The organism is Actinomycetota bacterium (assembly GCA_019347675.1).
GTDB lineage: Bacteria > Actinomycetota > Nitriliruptoria > Nitriliruptorales > JAHWKO01 > JAHWKW01.
Map to the genome: position 1 here is coordinate 74,515 of JAHWKW010000004.1, position 14,810 is coordinate 89,324.

Annotated in this window: 15 protein-coding genes; 1 reads left to right on the plus strand and 14 read right to left on the minus strand. The window is 73.2% G+C overall.

Features of this window, described 5'->3' with window-relative positions:
- Positions 1–96 precede the first annotated feature (96 nt).
- The 12 genes from KY462_03695 to KY462_03750 all read right to left on the minus strand — a co-directional run bounded on the left by KY462_03695 (position 97) and on the right by KY462_03750 (position 11,305).
- The gene (locus tag KY462_03695) at positions 97–1,275 is read right to left on the minus strand and encodes an acetoin utilization protein AcuC (GenBank protein ID MBW3576841.1); all 1,179 of its coding nucleotides are present in this window, start codon (positions 1,273–1,275) and stop codon (positions 97–99) included.
- A gap of 64 nt (positions 1,276–1,339) precedes the next feature.
- Positions 1,340–2,524, minus strand: coding sequence for an ABC transporter permease (locus KY462_03700; protein ID MBW3576842.1), 1,185 nt, complete (start codon positions 2,522–2,524; stop codon positions 1,340–1,342).
- Positions 2,521–3,216 carry an ABC transporter ATP-binding protein gene (locus tag KY462_03705; protein ID MBW3576843.1) on the minus strand — a complete coding sequence of 232 codons (696 nt, stop codon included), beginning with the start codon at positions 3,214–3,216 and terminating at the stop codon, positions 2,521–2,523. Before KY462_03705 ends, KY462_03700 begins: the two co-directional genes overlap by 4 nt.
- A gap of 14 nt (positions 3,217–3,230) precedes the next feature.
- Positions 3,231–4,580 carry an HlyD family efflux transporter periplasmic adaptor subunit gene (locus tag KY462_03710; GenBank protein ID MBW3576844.1) on the minus strand — a complete coding sequence of 450 codons (1,350 nt, stop codon included), beginning with the start codon at positions 4,578–4,580 and terminating at the stop codon, positions 3,231–3,233.
- Complete coding sequence (proC, locus tag KY462_03715) at positions 4,577–5,350, minus strand: pyrroline-5-carboxylate reductase (GenBank protein MBW3576845.1); 774 nt, start codon at positions 5,348–5,350, stop codon at positions 4,577–4,579. Before proC ends, KY462_03710 begins: the two co-directional genes overlap by 4 nt.
- Before the next feature lie 115 nt (positions 5,351–5,465).
- A complete protein-coding gene (locus KY462_03720) occupies positions 5,466–6,383 on the minus strand; it encodes a proline dehydrogenase family protein (protein MBW3576846.1) in 918 nt (305 codons plus the stop codon).
- Between the two features lie 17 nt (positions 6,384–6,400).
- Complete coding sequence (locus tag KY462_03725; GenBank protein MBW3576847.1) at positions 6,401–6,874, minus strand: YbjN domain-containing protein; 474 nt, start codon at positions 6,872–6,874, stop codon at positions 6,401–6,403.
- Entirely contained in the window at positions 6,871–8,127 is a 1,257-nt protein-coding gene (locus KY462_03730; protein ID MBW3576848.1) for a glycosyltransferase, read from the minus strand. The genes KY462_03725 and KY462_03730 overlap by 4 nt, the downstream gene beginning before the upstream one ends.
- On the minus strand, positions 8,124–8,960 hold the full coding sequence (locus KY462_03735) for a GNAT family N-acetyltransferase (GenBank protein ID MBW3576849.1): 837 nt from the start codon (positions 8,958–8,960) through the stop codon (positions 8,124–8,126). Before KY462_03735 ends, KY462_03730 begins: the two co-directional genes overlap by 4 nt.
- A 267-nt stretch (positions 8,961–9,227) precedes the next feature.
- On the minus strand, positions 9,228–9,680 hold the full coding sequence (locus KY462_03740) for a helix-turn-helix domain-containing protein (protein ID MBW3576850.1): 453 nt from the start codon (positions 9,678–9,680) through the stop codon (positions 9,228–9,230).
- 69 nt (positions 9,681–9,749) lie between these two features.
- On the minus strand, positions 9,750–10,724 hold the full coding sequence (locus KY462_03745; GenBank protein ID MBW3576851.1) for an asparaginase: 975 nt from the start codon (positions 10,722–10,724) through the stop codon (positions 9,750–9,752).
- Positions 10,725–10,729: 5 nt separating this feature from the next.
- Complete coding sequence (locus KY462_03750; GenBank protein ID MBW3576852.1) at positions 10,730–11,305, minus strand: aerial mycelium formation protein; 576 nt, start codon at positions 11,303–11,305, stop codon at positions 10,730–10,732.
- Between the two features lie 164 nt (positions 11,306–11,469).
- Between KY462_03750 and KY462_03755 the strand changes: the two genes are divergently transcribed.
- Positions 11,470–13,215 carry a DUF4388 domain-containing protein gene (locus KY462_03755; protein MBW3576853.1) on the plus strand — a complete coding sequence of 582 codons (1,746 nt, stop codon included), beginning with the start codon at positions 11,470–11,472 and terminating at the stop codon, positions 13,213–13,215.
- Positions 13,216–13,283: 68 nt separating this feature from the next.
- Here KY462_03755 and KY462_03760 read toward each other — a convergent pair whose 3' ends face one another.
- Together KY462_03760 and KY462_03765 are read right to left on the minus strand one after the other, a co-directional pair.
- The gene (locus KY462_03760) at positions 13,284–13,733 is read right to left on the minus strand and encodes an inorganic diphosphatase (GenBank protein ID MBW3576854.1); all 450 of its coding nucleotides are present in this window, start codon (positions 13,731–13,733) and stop codon (positions 13,284–13,286) included.
- Between the two features lie 196 nt (positions 13,734–13,929).
- Positions 13,930–14,775: a hypothetical protein gene (locus KY462_03765; GenBank protein MBW3576855.1), complete on the minus strand. Its 846-nt coding sequence runs from the start codon at positions 14,773–14,775 to the stop codon at positions 13,930–13,932.
- Between the last annotated feature and the right edge of the window lie 35 nt (positions 14,776–14,810).

Below are 14,810 nucleotides of genomic sequence, written 5' to 3' on the forward strand. Positions count from 1 at the left end.
GCCGGGTCGGGCCGAACGTGGACCGAACGCCAGCCACGCGTCGACGACACCCGGGTCGGTCGAGGGTCCCGGCTCGCAACCGTCCGCGCCGGCGCGTCAGCCGGCGCCGTGGCGGGAAAGGACGTGCTCGCGGACGGAGCGCACGGCCTCCTCCGCGTCCTCGCGGGCACGGGCCCGGCTGTCGTCGGACATCCCGACGGGCCCGTCGTCGAAGCGGTCGGGCGGGTCCTGGCCGGTCCGCGAACGCGCGATGTCCTGCCAGTCTTCAGGGATCGCGTCCGGGAGGCTGGCACCGGCCATCTCCGCGAACCACACCGTCCAGGCTCGTGGGACCACGGTCACGATCTGGTACCCGCCGCCGCCGAACGCGACCCACCGCCCGCCGGCCGTCTCGTGCGCCAGGCGATGCACCCGCGTGGCGACCGCGGCGTAGTCGTCGACGGTCAGCGCCAGGTGCGCCAGCGGGTCGCTGACGTGGGTGTCACAACCCAGCTGGGTGACGAGCACATCGGGAGCGAACGCACGGACCAGCGGCTCCACGACCGCGTCGAACGCGTCCAGCCACACGTCACCGGGCGTCCGCGGCGCCAAGGGCACGTTGGCCGCCGTGCCTTCAGCTCCCGGCCCCCCGATGTCGGTCGGGAACCCGGTCCCCGGGAACAGGTACCGGCCGGATTCGTGCAGCGAGATGGTCAGCACGCGCGGGTCGTCCCAGAAGATCTGCTCCACGCCGTCACCGTGGTGGACGTCGACGTCGACGTAGGCGATGCGTTCGGTGCCGTTGCGCAGCAGCCAGTCGATCCCCACCGCCGGGTCGTTGTAGACGCAGAACCCCGACGCACGCCCCGGCATCGCGTGGTGCAGGCCACCGGCCGGGTTGAACGCGTGGAGGGCCTCCTGCTCGCCCACCAGCCGCGCGGCCTCCTTCGACGCCGCGCACACCTCCATGGATGCCTGGTGCATCCCCGGGAAGATCGGGTTGTCACCCGGCCCCAGCCCGTACTCGCGGGCGCCCCGCATGGACGGGTCGGCGCCCGCGCGCTTGACCACCTCGACGTAGTCGGCGGTGTGGATCCGCAGCAGCTCGTCCTCGTCGTACGGCCCCGAGCCGACCTCCACCGCACGGTCGGTGTCGCACAGGCCCAGCGCGCGGATCAGCTCGACGGTGAGCTCGACACGGACGGGCTTGAGCGGATGGGTCGCGCCGAAGTCGTACTCCAGCGGCCCGTCCCACACCAGCGCGACGCGTCCGTGGTCGCTTCCCTGGTCCGCCATACCGATTCCGTCTCGACTGCCGACGTGGTCCTCCGCACCGCCGAGCCTATCGAGCGTGCGCCGGTCACTCGTGGCGGAGGGCGGCCACCGGGTCGAGGCGGCCGGCACGGCGCGCCGGCCACACCCCGAACACGATCCCCACCGCCACCGACACGCCCACGGCCAGAGCCACCGACCAGCCGGTCACGACCGCCGGGAGCGGGGAGTAGCGGTCGGCGAGGCGGGCCAGACCGACGCCGAGCAGGATCCCGGCGATCCCCCCCGTGCCGGTCAGCACCACGGCCTCTATCAGGAACTGCAGCGTGATGTCGCGGGTGCGGGCCCCCAGCGCCTTGCGCAAGCCGATCTCACGGGTCCGTTCGGAGACCGACACCAGCATGATGTTGCTCACCCCGACCCCTCCCACCAGCAGGGAGATCCCCGCGATCGCGGCCAGCACCAGGGTGAGCAGCTCCAGGACCCGACCCACCACCCCGATCAGCTCCCGCTGGGTGATCACGCTGAACTCGTCCTCGCTGAACCGCCGGGTCAGGGCGTGGCGAACCCGGGCGGCGTCATCCTCGATCGCGGCGGTCGACGCCGACCGCACGAAGATCGCATCGATCCGATCGGTCCCGAACGCCCGCTGCGCCGCGGTGACCGGGACCAGGATCTGCGCATCCCGGTCCGGCCCGAAGCTCCCCCCGACCGGCTCGAGCACCCCGGTGACGCGGAAGCGCAGCCCCGCGACCGTGACCGTCTTGCCCAACGGGTCACCACCAGCGAACAGCTCGTCGGCGGCAGCCGCTCCGATGACGACCACCCGCCGACCGGTGGCCAGGTCCGACGCCGTGAAGAACGCGCCGCGGGACAGGCGTCGCGTCACCACCCTGGGGAAGGTCTCGGTGACCCCGAGCACGCTGACGAACGTGGACGCGTTCCCGGCGCGGATCACCTCCCCGGAGACCACGTGAGCAGCGACGCGCTCCGGGTCGCCCAGCGCCCGCGCCACCGCCTCGGCGTCGTGCAGGGTGAACCGCGACCGGGTCGGTGCCTGGCCGAAGTCGGCCTGGCCGGGGAAGACCAGGAGGAGGTTGGAGCCGAGGTCCTCGATCGTCGCGGTGACCTCCTGACGTGCCCCCTGTCCGACGGCGACCAGCAGGATGACGGCCAGCACCCCGATCACGACGCCGAGGGTGGTCAGGGCCGATCGCAGCCGGTTGGCGCGGACGGCGTCCAGCGCGGCGCGGGTCGCCGCGGCGACGTTCACGCCACCACCCCGTCGACGACCTCGATGCGGCGGGCCGCTCGTGCCGCGATGCGCGCGTCGTGGGTGACCACGACCAGGGAGGTGCCACGCTCGGTCTGCAGCCGGTCGAGCAGCGCCAGGATCTCCTCCCCCGTCGCCGTGTCGAGGTTCCCGGTCGGCTCGTCCGCGAGGACCAGGTCCGGCTCGCCGACGAGCGCCCGGGCGATCGCGACCCGTTGCTGCTGACCGCCCGACAGCTGGGTCGGTCGGTGGTCGAGCCGGTCGCCCAGCCCCACGGCAGCGAGGACGGCGGCGGCGCGGTCGTGCTGCTCACGGCGAGGGATGCCGCGGTACGCCAGAGGCAGCGCGACATTGGCCACGGCGGTCAGCCGCGGCAGGAGCTGGAACGACTGGAAGACGAAGCCGATGCGTCGGTTGCGCAACCGCGCGAGCTGGCTGTCGGGGAGGCTGGGCACGTCGCTCCCGGCGAACCGCACCGTCCCGGTGGTGGGGCGGTCGAGCAGCCCCAACAGGTTCAGCAGCGTCGACTTCCCGCTTCCCGACGGGCCGAGGACAGCCACGTACTCGCCGGCGCGGACGGCGAGCGACACACCGCGCAGGGCCTGCACCACCGCGGCGTCGCGCCCCCCTCCGAGCCGGTAGCTGCGGTGGGCATCGACGACCTCGACGAGCGCAGGGTCACCGTCGGTCAGCGGAGGGGAGCGGCTCACGGCAGTCGATCGCCGTCCTCGACCTGCTCGAAGCCGGCAACGACGACGTGTTCACCGGCTGTGACGTCACCGTCGACGGCGGCGAGGTCGTCGCTGACCGCGACCAGCCCCACGGGAACGGGACGCACCCGACGCGCCCCGTCCGCGTCGCGGACCACCAGGATGACGTCGCGCCCGTCGCGGCGGACCAGCGCGCTGGCCGGCACGACCGTGGCGCTGGCAACGCGCCGCACCTCGATCTCGACGGATGCGGTCATTCCGACCCGGGGGCGGACCTCGGAGGGCAGGTCGTCGAGGGCCACCTCGACCGGGTACACCACGCCAGCGGTGATGGCCTGCCCCGGACCGACCGCCACGCGCGTCACCGATCCCGCCAGGACATCGTCGGGGTAGGCGTCGAGGAAGACCCGGACCGGCTGGCCGGGCTCCACCTGGACGGCGTCGACCTCGTCCACCGCCGCGCGGAGGTGGAAGCCCGACAGGTCGTAGACGGTGAACAGCGCCTGTCCCACCCCCACCGGCGCGCCCACGGCCACGGGACCGCCCGTCCCCCCGCGCGTTCCGCCCAGCAGCCCGGCGACGTCCGCCGGCAGGTCCCCAGGGTCGTCGGCGATCCCGTCCGCGGTCGCGGCGACGCCGAACTCGACCACGCCGCCGATCGGGGCCACGACGATCAGCGCTGCGTCCTTGGCCTGTGCTGCCTCCAGCACCACGGCGGCCTGCCGCTGCTGCGCGGCGGCGACCGTGCGTTGGCTGGCGGTCGCCCGCCGGGCGCTGTCGGCGGCGCGAGCCTCGGCGCGGGCGAGTTCACGGGCGGCGCGCTGGTAGGCGGCGCGTGCGTCGGCCAGACGGACCAGCAGCGCAGCGCGGGCCTGGTCGTCGGGGACCGTGGCCGCCTGCTCCTCGAGGGTGTCGAGCAGGCCGGGCAGGACCGCGTCGAGCTGGTGGCGGACGCCGGCCATCAGCGGCGACAGGTCCACGGTCGGGACCACCCCCGCCAGCGCAGCCGCCGCGTCGACGCCTGCGCGGGCCTGCGCCAGTGCGGTGTCGACGCTGTCGGAGTCCAACCGCAGCACGGCACGGCCGGCTTCGACCACCTCGCCGTCGGCGACGAGCAGCTCGGCGACGTGGCCGCTCGCCGGGGCGGCGACCACGCGCCGGTCGGCGGGTTCGACGGTGGCCGGGGCGGCGACGGTCTGGTGCACCGTGCCGGAGGTGACCGCAGCCAGCTCCACCGCCGGGGCGCGACCAGCGGTGCAGGTCGTCAGCAACAGGACACAAGTGGCGACGGGGAGGATCCGGCGGCCGGCGGATCCCCTCCCCCGCGCGCGCGGCGGCGCGTTCACGATCGGGCGAGCTCCTCGCTGCGGTGCTTGGCCGCCTCGATCGCGTTGAGGAACGCGGCCCGGACGCGGGACTGCTCCAGTTGGCGGATCGCGGCGATGGTGGTCCCGCCGGGCGAGGTCACCATCTCGCGGAGCTCAACGGGGTGGCGGCCGGTGTCGCGGAGCATCTTGGCCGAGCCGACCATGGTCTGGATGATCAGCTCGGTGGCGACGTCGCGTGGCAACCCCAGGAGGATCCCCGCATCGATCATCGCTTCGGCCAACAGGAAGAAGTAGGCCGGCCCGGATCCGGACAGGGCCGTGACCGCATCGAGGTGCTCCTCGGGCAGGCGCAGCACCTTCCCGACGTGGCCCAGGATCTTCTCGGCGATCTCCAGGTCAGCGTCGGTGGCGTGCGCGCCCGGCGAGAGCACGCTCATGGCTTCGTCGACCTGCACCGGGACGTTGCTCATGACCCGCACGACCGGGACGTCGGCACCGATCGCCGCCTCGATGCGGCCGGTTGGGACACCCGCGATCACGCTGATGACGGTCTGGCCGGCCCGGAACGCGTGGCCGTCGCGCGCCAGGAGCGCCCCGACCGACTGTGGCTTCACCGCCAGGATGACGACGCCCGCGCCGCTGATCGCCTCCCGGTTGTCCACCGTGGCGTGGACGCCGTAGGCGCGGGCCAGCTCCGCGCAGCGTTCCTCACGGCGGGTGGTGCACACGATGCGGTCGGCCCCGATCCAACCCGAGCGCAGCAACCCCGACAGCAGCGCTTCGCCCATCCGCCCGGTCCCGACGATCGCGAGCGTGTCGTGCACCTGCCTCCGCTCCTGGTCGCGTCCGCGCGCAGTATCCCGCCCGCGGCCCCCTCCCGCGAACGCCGCCGCACGGGCGCGCTCAGCGGCGCCCGACCAGGGCGCGGAGGAAGAACGCGACGTTGGCGGGGCGCTCCGCCAGGCGGCGCATGAAGTACGGGTACCACTCGCCGCCGAACGGGAGGTAGATCCGCAGCCGCCAGCCGTCGGCCACGAGGGCCCGCTGCAGTGGTTCTCGGACCCCGTAGAGCATCTGGAACTCGAAGTCGTCCGCGGCCCGGCCGTAACGACGGGCCAGGTTCTTGGCACGGTGGATCAGCCGGTGATCGTGCGTCGCGATGCGCGGGTAGCGGGCGGTGCGCAGGAGCGTGTCGGCGATCCGCGCGAACGCGGCGTCGACGTCCGCCCGGTCCGGGTAGGCGATCGACGGCGGCTCGGCGTACGCACCCTTGCACAGCCGCAGTGACGCACCCGCGGCGACGAGCGTCGCGACGTCGTCGGGGGTGCGGTACAGGTAGCTCTGCACGGCACAGCCGACGTTGCCGTGGCCCGCGGCGCGCAGCTCCAGCACCAGGTCCACGGTCGCCTGGGTGTAGGCGCTGCTCTCCATGTCGACGGTGACGTCGGTGCCGTAGCCGTCGGCGTGGCGGCAGATCTCGGCGATCAGGTCGCGGCACAGCGACCGTGAGATCCCCAGGCCCAGCTGGGTCGGTTTGACCGACAGCGACCCGTCGAGGCCGGCGGCAGCGAGCCGGTCGAGCGCCCGCCGGTAGACGTCGGCCGCTCGACGGGCGGTGGCCGGCTCGTCGACCGCTTCGCCGAGGTAGTCCAGACTCACCGCCAAACCGCGTCGCTGCAGACTCGTCGCCGCGTGCAGCGCGTCGTCGAGGGTCTCTCCGGCCACGAACCGGGTCGCGACGGCCCGTGCGACCGGCAGCTGCTCCGCAGCCCGTCGCAGGGTCGCGCTCGCCGACGCGGCGATCAGTGCTCGCCGCAGCACCGCACCTGGCGATCCGCTCACCCGCCACCGACGGGGTTGGGCGGGAGGTCGTTGACCGCCCGCCAGCGCTGCTCCGCGGCGATGTAGCTGGCGAAGCCAAGCCGCAGGACGGCGTCGAAGACCTCGTCGGCGGTGGCCAGCACCGCCCCGAGCAGCTGATCGAAGCTGGTCGCCTCCAAGGTGGCCAAGGGGATCGCCCCGGTGAGGATGACATCGCCGTCGTCGCCGAGCGCGAAGTGGACCGGCAGGTGCTTGCGGTTGCGCTGCAACAGGTAGCGGTACACGCCGGCGTGGTTCTCATCCGGGCGGCCGCACAGCAACGCCTCGACGCGCAGTGATCGGTCGTCGACCGTCAGCACGAGCGGCAGGGTCCGCTTGCGTTCACCGCTCAGGACGGTCGTCCACGCATCCGGTGCGACCTGGTGGTGGGGCAGATCCGCGGCGTCCAACCCGGCGGTGACGACGTGCCGGGCGGCGTCCCGGGCGGTCACGCCCCGGCCCCCTGCACCCTGGCCGTGACCCCGGACACGTCCCGGTAGACGGCGAGGATCCCGTCGACGGTGCGATCCCAGGACGCCTCCCGCGCGGCGCGCACACCAGCGGCCGCGGCGTGGGCGCGACGCGCGCGATCACCCAGGTAGGTGACCACCGCCGCGGCGTGGTCGGACGGGTCGTGGCCGTCGACCAGCGTCCCACCGTCGCCGACCACCGCCTGTAGCCCTCCCACCCGGGCGGCGACGACCGGCGTGCCGCAGGCCTGTGCCTCCAGAGCCACCAGCCCGAAGCTCTCGCTGCGGCTGGGGACGACGACGACGTCGGCGGCGCGGTACAGGTGGGCGAGGTCGCTCTGGGGGCGGGCCGGGGCCACGGCGACGGCTGGGCCCACCCCGAGCCTGCGGGCCAGGGCGAGCAGCTCGTCGGGGCCGGTCCGGCCGTGACCGTTCCCCGAAGCCCCACCGACGACCAGCAGGCGTGCGCCGGGGACGTGATCGCGGACGCGGGCGAGCGTGCGGACCGCGACGTCGGGCGCCTTCAACGGCTGGAGCCGTCCGACGAACAGCAGCAACGGACCGTCGCCTTCCGGGGCTTCACCAGGTGCCACGGCCGGGGCGGGGTGGAACACGTCCAGGTCCACGCCAGGTGAGACCACCGCCAGGCGCGCGCCGGACGTGCCGTAGCTGCGGTGCAGCAGCCTCGCCTCGTCGCAGGCGGGGACGACGATGCGGTCGGCGTGGCCCACCACCTGCTCCTCGACGAGGAGGCGGACGCCGGGTTCGGGCGGTTCCCCGGGAGCGCGCGCGGCGTCCTTCACCCGGGCCAGCGTGTGGAACGTCTGCACCAGCGGCACCGCCCAGCGCTGCCGCAGCCGGCGGCCCACCCACCCCGACATCCAGTAGTGGCCGTGGATGACGTCGTAGCCGCCGCGGTCAACGACGGGCTCCGCCCGCTTCTCGACGCCCAACAGGAACGCGGACAGGTGGGCGTGCAGCGTCGACTTGGCGATCGGCCGGCGCGGGCCGGCCGTCACGTGATGGACGTGCAGCCCCTCGCCGAGCTCCACCACCGCGGGCAGGTTCGCGGCCGCCGCCCGGGTGAAGATGTCGACCGAGACGCCGCGGGTGGCGAGCCGGCGCGCCACCTCCAGCACGTAGACGTTCAGGCCGCCACCGTCGCCGGTCCCCGGTTGATCCAGGGGCGAGGTGTGCACGCTCAGGACGGCGAGCCGTCGGATCGCGTCGGTCACGCCGTCGCTCGCGGCCGGGCGGTGACCTTGCACACCCGCCGGTCGGTGGCCCCGTACCGGTACTTGTACGGCTCGTCGCCGCGGAGCAGGTCGAACACCGCGAAGCCCTCCTCCGCGGCGATGCGTACCAGCTCGCCGACCAGCACCATGCCGGGCGCGAGGCCCGCCAGGTGGCGGTCGAACGCCGAGTTGTACAGGCGCCACTCGCCGAGATCAGCGCCGCCGATCAGCGAGACGGTGAGCGCTGCGGGGCTGCCGTCGACGTCGAGGCGGTGCATCCGCAGGACGCGGTCGGGACCGAACTCCTGCACCAGGGCGAGGAAGAACGCCTGCATGCGCTCGTCGACGAAGAAGCGTCCCTTGTCACCGTCCAGCGACTGGTTCATCGCGATGAACGTGGTCATCGCTTCTTCGAGGTCGTCCGTGTCCACCGCCACCAGCTTCACGACGCCGCCTTCGCGGGCGAGCTTGCGGGCTTTGCGTCGGATCTCGTGGCGCTGCTTGGCGCTGATGCGCTGCAGGTAGGCGTCCCACCCGCCGGTGAGGTCGATCCGGGGACAGACCCCATCGACACCGGCGTCAACGACCTCCAACCCGGCGCGGGACGCGCGGTCACACAGCAGCTGCGCCCATCCGGCGTCCTCGGCGAGCCCTCCGGCGATCAGCTCGTCGAAGTCCGCTTCGTCGGCCAGCGACGCCAGCCAGGCGTCCACCACCGCGGCGCGGTGCTCCGCGCGACTTACCGGCCCGCGGTAGTCGGTGACGTGTTCGCCGCCGGCGAAGTGCGCCGTGCGGCGCCCATCGGCTGCGCGCTCGCGGACCTCGGGGACCACGCCGACGACCTGGGCTGCGTCCAGGACGAACCGCAGGCGCAGGTCACAGTCCCCCCGCAGGTGGTCGCACCACCGTCGCAGGAACCGTGCGCTGGAGAAGACGCTCGCGGCCGGGTCGACAGCGACCAGCCGCTCCCAGGCGGCGGCGAGGTCGCCTGTGGGGAAGCGGTCCTCGGTGCGGACGTCGAACAGGACAGGCTCCGAGTGAGGGTCGAACCGAGACTACCGGCGGCACTCCTGCCACCCGTGTGGTGGCTGTCGCCGGCTTCAGCCCGTGGCGGCCTCTTCGTCGCCCGACTCGTCCCCGGCGACGGCGGCGACCTCGTTCTCCCGCCGGAACGAGCGGTAGATCTCGATCAGCGCCGCCCGCTGGCGCTCGTTGAGCGACGCGTCGCGGAGGATCGCCACCTCCAGGTCTGGGACGTCGCCGCGTTCCTCGAGGATCCCGGCCTTGACGTACAGGGTCTCCGACGAGATCTGCAGCGCTTTGGCGATCGCCTGCAGGATCTCCGCGGAGGGCTTGCGCAGGCCCCGCTCGATCTGGCTGAGGTAGGGGTTGGACACGCCGGCCAGGCGCGCCAGGTGCCGCATGGAGTACTGGGCGCGGCTGCGTTGCTCGCGGATGTACTCCCCGAGCTCGGTCAGGCGCGCGGAGGCGACTGCGGCGCGGGAGCGATCACCACCGGTCGATGCCGCCTGCTCATCGGGCTGGTCGGCCACCTCACCGCTCCTGGTCGTGGACGCATCCGCCCAGCAGAACGGGCCGCGAGGCTACCAGCCACCCAGACGTCACCATGGGCGTCGGACAGCTCCCAACCGATCCGCGAACGCGCTCACCTGGTGGGTGGACCGCACCGACCCTGCGGGACGCCCGCCGCCGAGCACCGGCGGGGGCGTCCAGACTCCGTCGGGCACCACCTTCAACGCGGCGAGCAGCCCATGCAACGCCACCGCGGAGGCGCGGCGTGCGCCGTCCTCGGCCTTGACCGCCACCCCGTACCGCTGTCCGGACCGGTCGCGCCACGCCGCCCCGAACACGCCCTCCGCTCCCGGCTTGGCCACCACTCCCGCCGCCAGGAGAGCCGACTCCAGACGGCCGGTCCCCCCCATCAGCAGCGGGTGTGCCAACCCGGCCGCCACCACCGTCGTCCACCGTCCATCGGGATCAGCGAGCTGGCGGAACGCACGGGCCAGGCCGGCGAGCGGGACCGCCACCGCCGGTGCCCCGCACCCGTCGACGCCCACCCCGACCGGCGGGCCGACCGCCTCGCGCACGACCGCCAGGACGTGGCGTTGGACCGGTCCGTCGGGGTCCAGCAGCCGGTCGCGGGGACAGCCCGCCGCGCGCCCCGCGAGCGCGAACAGCGCGTGTTTCCCGGAGCAGTTGTGGCGGAGCGGATCGGGGACCCCAGCCGCAGCGTCGCCGTCCGCGGGTGGCGTGGTCAGGTCGGCGGGGTCGAGCCCGGCGAAAGCGAGCATGTCGCGGACCGCCGCCAGCTGCGCCGGCTCGGCGCGGTGTGACGCCCACCCGACCGCGACCAGGCGTGGCGACAGATCCTCGCCGATCAGCTCCAGTGACGCGGCAGCCTGGAAGGGTTTGACGGCCGAGCGCGGGAACGTGATCCGGTGGGGGTCGCCCAGTGACACGACCTCGTCGCGCGGGCCGACCACGACGATGTGGCCGGCGTGGCGAGACTCGACGAGCTCGCCGCCGTGGTGCAGCCAGCGGGTGGTCTCGGCGATCGGCGCCGGACCCCGCTGCACACCCGTCATCCCCGCCCGGGCAAGACCTCGCTGATGTCAGCGCGCCCATCACGGTAGCGGCGGGCCAGCTCCTCCTGAAGGGCGTCGAGCCGGTCCAGCAGCTGTCGGCGGAGCTTGGACAGCTCACTCTCCTTCTCCCCCAGCGTCTGCGCGAGCTCGGCGAGCTCATCGGGGGAGCGCTCCTCGAGCCCGGCCAACGAGCGCTCGCTCACCAGCCGTTCGACGTCGCGGCGGTGGTACTGGGCCGCCGGTGGGACCAGGAAGCGGCTGACGCGCGGGCGCAGCGGGGTGGCGGCCACATCGTCGGCGAGGATCGAGGGCAGCGCGTCCAGGATGGACCGGGGGGCGTCGTCGTCACCGTCGGCATGCTGGCGGCGCAGGGCCTCGGCCCGGATGATGTCGATCCTGCCCTGCAGCATCCGGCGGGCGAAGGACACCCCGCTCTCTTCCTCCTCGCACTCGTCGCGCATGCGGCGCAGCTCGTCGGTGCTCCGCCCCGCGAGGTCGTCCAGGTAGGCAGGGCCCAGGATCCGGTCGATGCGCCGTCGGGCGCGTCGTGGCTCGGTCGGTGATGCGTCCACGCTGGGATCCGTCCGTCGACGTCCCGTCAATCGTTCGCACGCCCGAAGGCGCGGTGAAGCATCAGCCTACAGCCAGCTCGCGACCACAGTTGGCATGACGCAGCGTGACTATACGCAACGCTGGGCGGCCGCGCGCCGGTAGGGCCCCCCGGTACGATGCGGCCATGCGTGGTGACCTCAGCGAGATCAGCCTCGCGGACCTGCTCCGCGGGCTGTCGAGCGCGAACGCCACCGGCGCACTGCACATCGAGGGCCGGACCGGCCCGGCGCGGATCTTCATCCGCGACGGCGCAGTGTACTGGGCGGCCTCCCCCGCTCCGCGGGCGCAGCTGGGCGCCCGGCTGGTTGGCGCGGGGTTCATCGCCGAGGACGAGCTCGAAGCTGTCCTCACCGAACAGCGGCGCGCGGGCCGACGGACCAAGCTCGGAGCGCTCCTCGTCGAGCGCGGCAGCGTCAGCCGTGACGTGATCCGCGTGTTCGTCCAGGAGCAGATCCTCGACGCCGTGTTCGACCTGGCGCGCTGGCATGGCGGACGCTACGAGTTCTTCCGCGGGGACGCCGCCCCAGAGGACCTCCCGGTCCAGATCCCGGTGCAGCCGCTGCTGGTGGAGTCGGCCCGGAGACTCGTGGAGTGGGAGCGGATCCTCGCGGTGATCCCGTCGCTGGACGCTGTCCCCGATTTCGTGCCCGACGCCGCGTCCACGCAGGTGTCGCTCGAGCCCGACGACTTCACCGTGCTGGCCAACGTCGACGGCCAGCGCTCGGTCCGCGAACTGGCGCAGGACCTGGGCTACAGCGAGTTCGAGGCCGCACGGCTGGTCTACGGCTTGACGCTGCTGGGCATCATCGGGGTGCACCACGACGGCGGAACACCTGCCGTGGCTCGGGCACCGGTCGCCGAGCCGGCGCGGACGGAGACCGGTCGGCCGCAGGCAGCGGCGCCGGCGGCGGAGCCACCGGCCCAGGCGGCGGAGCCACCGGCCCAGGACAACATCGACGTGGACGACATCGACGTGGGTGCGGCGCTGGACGAGGCGCTGACCCACCGCCTGCCGCACGAGGCGCCGGTGCAGGCACCGGACGAGGCGCCGGACGACTTCGACGTCGGTGCGGCGCTGGAGGCCGCGATGCACGGTCTCGGGCCGGACGTCGACGACGAACCGGCCGAGGACGGCTTCGACGTCGGGGCGGCCCTCGAAGAGGCGTTGAGCATCGACCTCGACGACGCCATGCAGGAGACGGTCGAAGAGCACACGGAGCTCGACACCGGCGGTGAGGACGTGACCTCGCGCGGCGTCGAACCCGAGGTGTGGCGCGTCGTGATCGGCGAAGACGACGTCATCGCCGAGCCCGCCCCCGAGGCTCGTCACGACCGCGAACGTCCCCGCACGCCCCAACGCCGGCAGGGACCGGTCGATCGGGCGGGCCCGGTGGCCGAACCGGTTCCCCCGCCCCGCCGGGAGCCGGCCGCCAACCAACCGCCCGACGCGGACGAACAACAGGTCGCCGACGAGCTGCGGTCGCTGGTGGCCGAGCTCGGGGAAGACGTCGCCGCTGACGACGAGGTCGAAGCCGGGGAACACGAGGCTCACGCCCAGGCCACCGGGGAAGAGCCCACGGCGGCGCCGACCCGCGCCTCCACGGACGACGATCGACAAGCGCCGGCCGAACCGGACGCGTCCGAGGAGGACCGTCCACCGTCGGAGCCACATCCCCGGCGCGCGGACATCTCCGAGCTGCTACGGGAACTCAGCCAGCTATCGGGCAGGGACGAGCGCGGCCGCGGCCCGGCGCCACCGGCCGGCTCGCCACCCGCCGACGACCGAGGCGACGAGTCGGAACACAAGCGCAAGGACGAGGACGACGAGCCGAAGCGGGGCGGTTTCCGGCGGCTGTTCGGCCCGCGCTGACGGTTCGGCGACGTCGATCTCCGGCACGGTCGTCGTTCGGCCAAACGTCACGCCTGCGCGGGGCGGCGTCAGGCGCCCTGGTGGCGTTCGCGCGACGCAGCGACCTCGCCGAGGGCCTCCTCGCGGCTGCCCCAGCCCTGGACGTCGACGAGCTTCTGCTCGAGGTCCTTGTAGATGGTGAAGAAGTGCTCGATTTCGGCCACCAGGTGTCCGGGGACGTCGTCGAGCGTGTTGATGTGTCGCCAGCGTGGATCGTTGTCCGGCACGGCCACGATCTTGGCGTCAGGTCCTTTCTCGTCGACCATGTGCATCACGCCCACGACGCGACCGCTGATGAGGCAACCGGGGAAGGTCGGTTCTCCGAGGATCACCAGCGCGTCGAGCGCATCGCCGTCCTCGGCGAGGGTCTCGGGGATGAAGCCGTAGTCGCCGGGGAAGTGCACGGCGCTGAACAGCATCCGGTCGAGGCGGAAGCGACCGGTGTCCTGTTCGTACTCGTACTTGTTCCGCGACCCCATCGGCACCTCGACGAGGACGTCGATCACGCTGGCCTCGCCGGACGCCGCGGCGTCTGGGGCGCTGCCCTGCTCTGGCGACGTGCGCTCGTCCACGGTTCCTCCATCCCCGTCCCGCCGAAGCGTAACTCCCCGTCCGGTGCGAGCCGGTGGCGTGACGGCGCCCGCGGGATACGTCGGGGGGCTGGCGCAGCCGCGGTCAGCCGGCGCCGACCGCGAATTCACGGCCGACCAGCACCTGCCCGCCGCGGCTGAGCTCGATGCGGTAGGTGGCCGGCTCGTCCACCAGTGATCGTGGCACGATCAGGTGCAGATCGTGCTCCCCCGGCGCCAGCAGCACGGTCGACGCCGGTTCGAGTTCCTCCCCGTCGCGGTGCACCACGAGGGTGACCGGGACGCCCTCGCTTGCTGGTAGGCGGTAGGTGAACCAGAACGCGACGTCCTCACCAACGCGGAAACGGTTCTTCGCCGGCTCGGGACGCCCCCCCAGGTCGACACCGGAGGTGACCCGGGCATCGGTGACCTGCAGCGATCCGTTGGGAGGCGATGACCCGCCCCGGGGCAGCAGCAGGGCAGCGGCCAACGCGATCCCGACGAGGAGCAGGACAGCGATGGTCAGCCGCGACGACCGCTCGCGCCGTTCGGAGAGCTCGACCACGGCGAGTGGCTCGTCGTCGGTGTCGTCGAAGACCAGGACCCGTGGGCGGGGTGGGCTGGGAAGCGGCACGTCGAGCTCGTCGGCGACCGCGTCGGCGGTCGCGAGCGCGTCCTCGACGGCGTCGGGCTCCACGCCGAGTGCCCGGGCGGTCTCGGGGATCGTCAGTCCGGCCTCGTGGACGAGGACCTCCGCCTCGACGTCTGTGGTGACCCGCGCCCGCTGGGACACCACCTCGTGAGCGGCGGCGAACACCGTCGCAGGGTCGTCATCGGGTCGGACGTGGTCGCTGACCGCAGCGACGGCCGAGTCGATCTCATCCGGCGGGAGGAGCGCAGCGAGGTAGGCGCGCAGTGGGCGCTGTACGTCGGCGGACGGTGAGGAGGTCATACGCCGCCAGATGCTAGTGGGCGGCCGCGCGGACG

Excerpts from the sequence above, each read along its gene's own strand:
- KY462_03765 (MBW3576855.1), bottom strand. The coding sequence starts at position 14,775 with ATGACCTCCTCACCGTCCGCCGACGTACAGCGCCCACTGCGCGCCTAC.
- KY462_03695 (MBW3576841.1), bottom strand. The coding sequence starts at position 1,275 with ATGGCGGACCAGGGAAGCGACCACGGACGCGTCGCGCTGGTGTGGGAC.
- KY462_03755 (MBW3576853.1), top strand. The coding sequence starts at position 11,470 with ATGCGTGGTGACCTCAGCGAGATCAGCCTCGCGGACCTGCTCCGCGGG.
- KY462_03760 (MBW3576854.1), bottom strand. The coding sequence starts at position 13,733 with ATGGGGTCGCGGAACAAGTACGAGTACGAACAGGACACCGGTCGCTTC.
- proC (MBW3576845.1), bottom strand. The coding sequence starts at position 5,350 with ATGGGCGAAGCGCTGCTGTCGGGGTTGCTGCGCTCGGGTTGGATCGGG.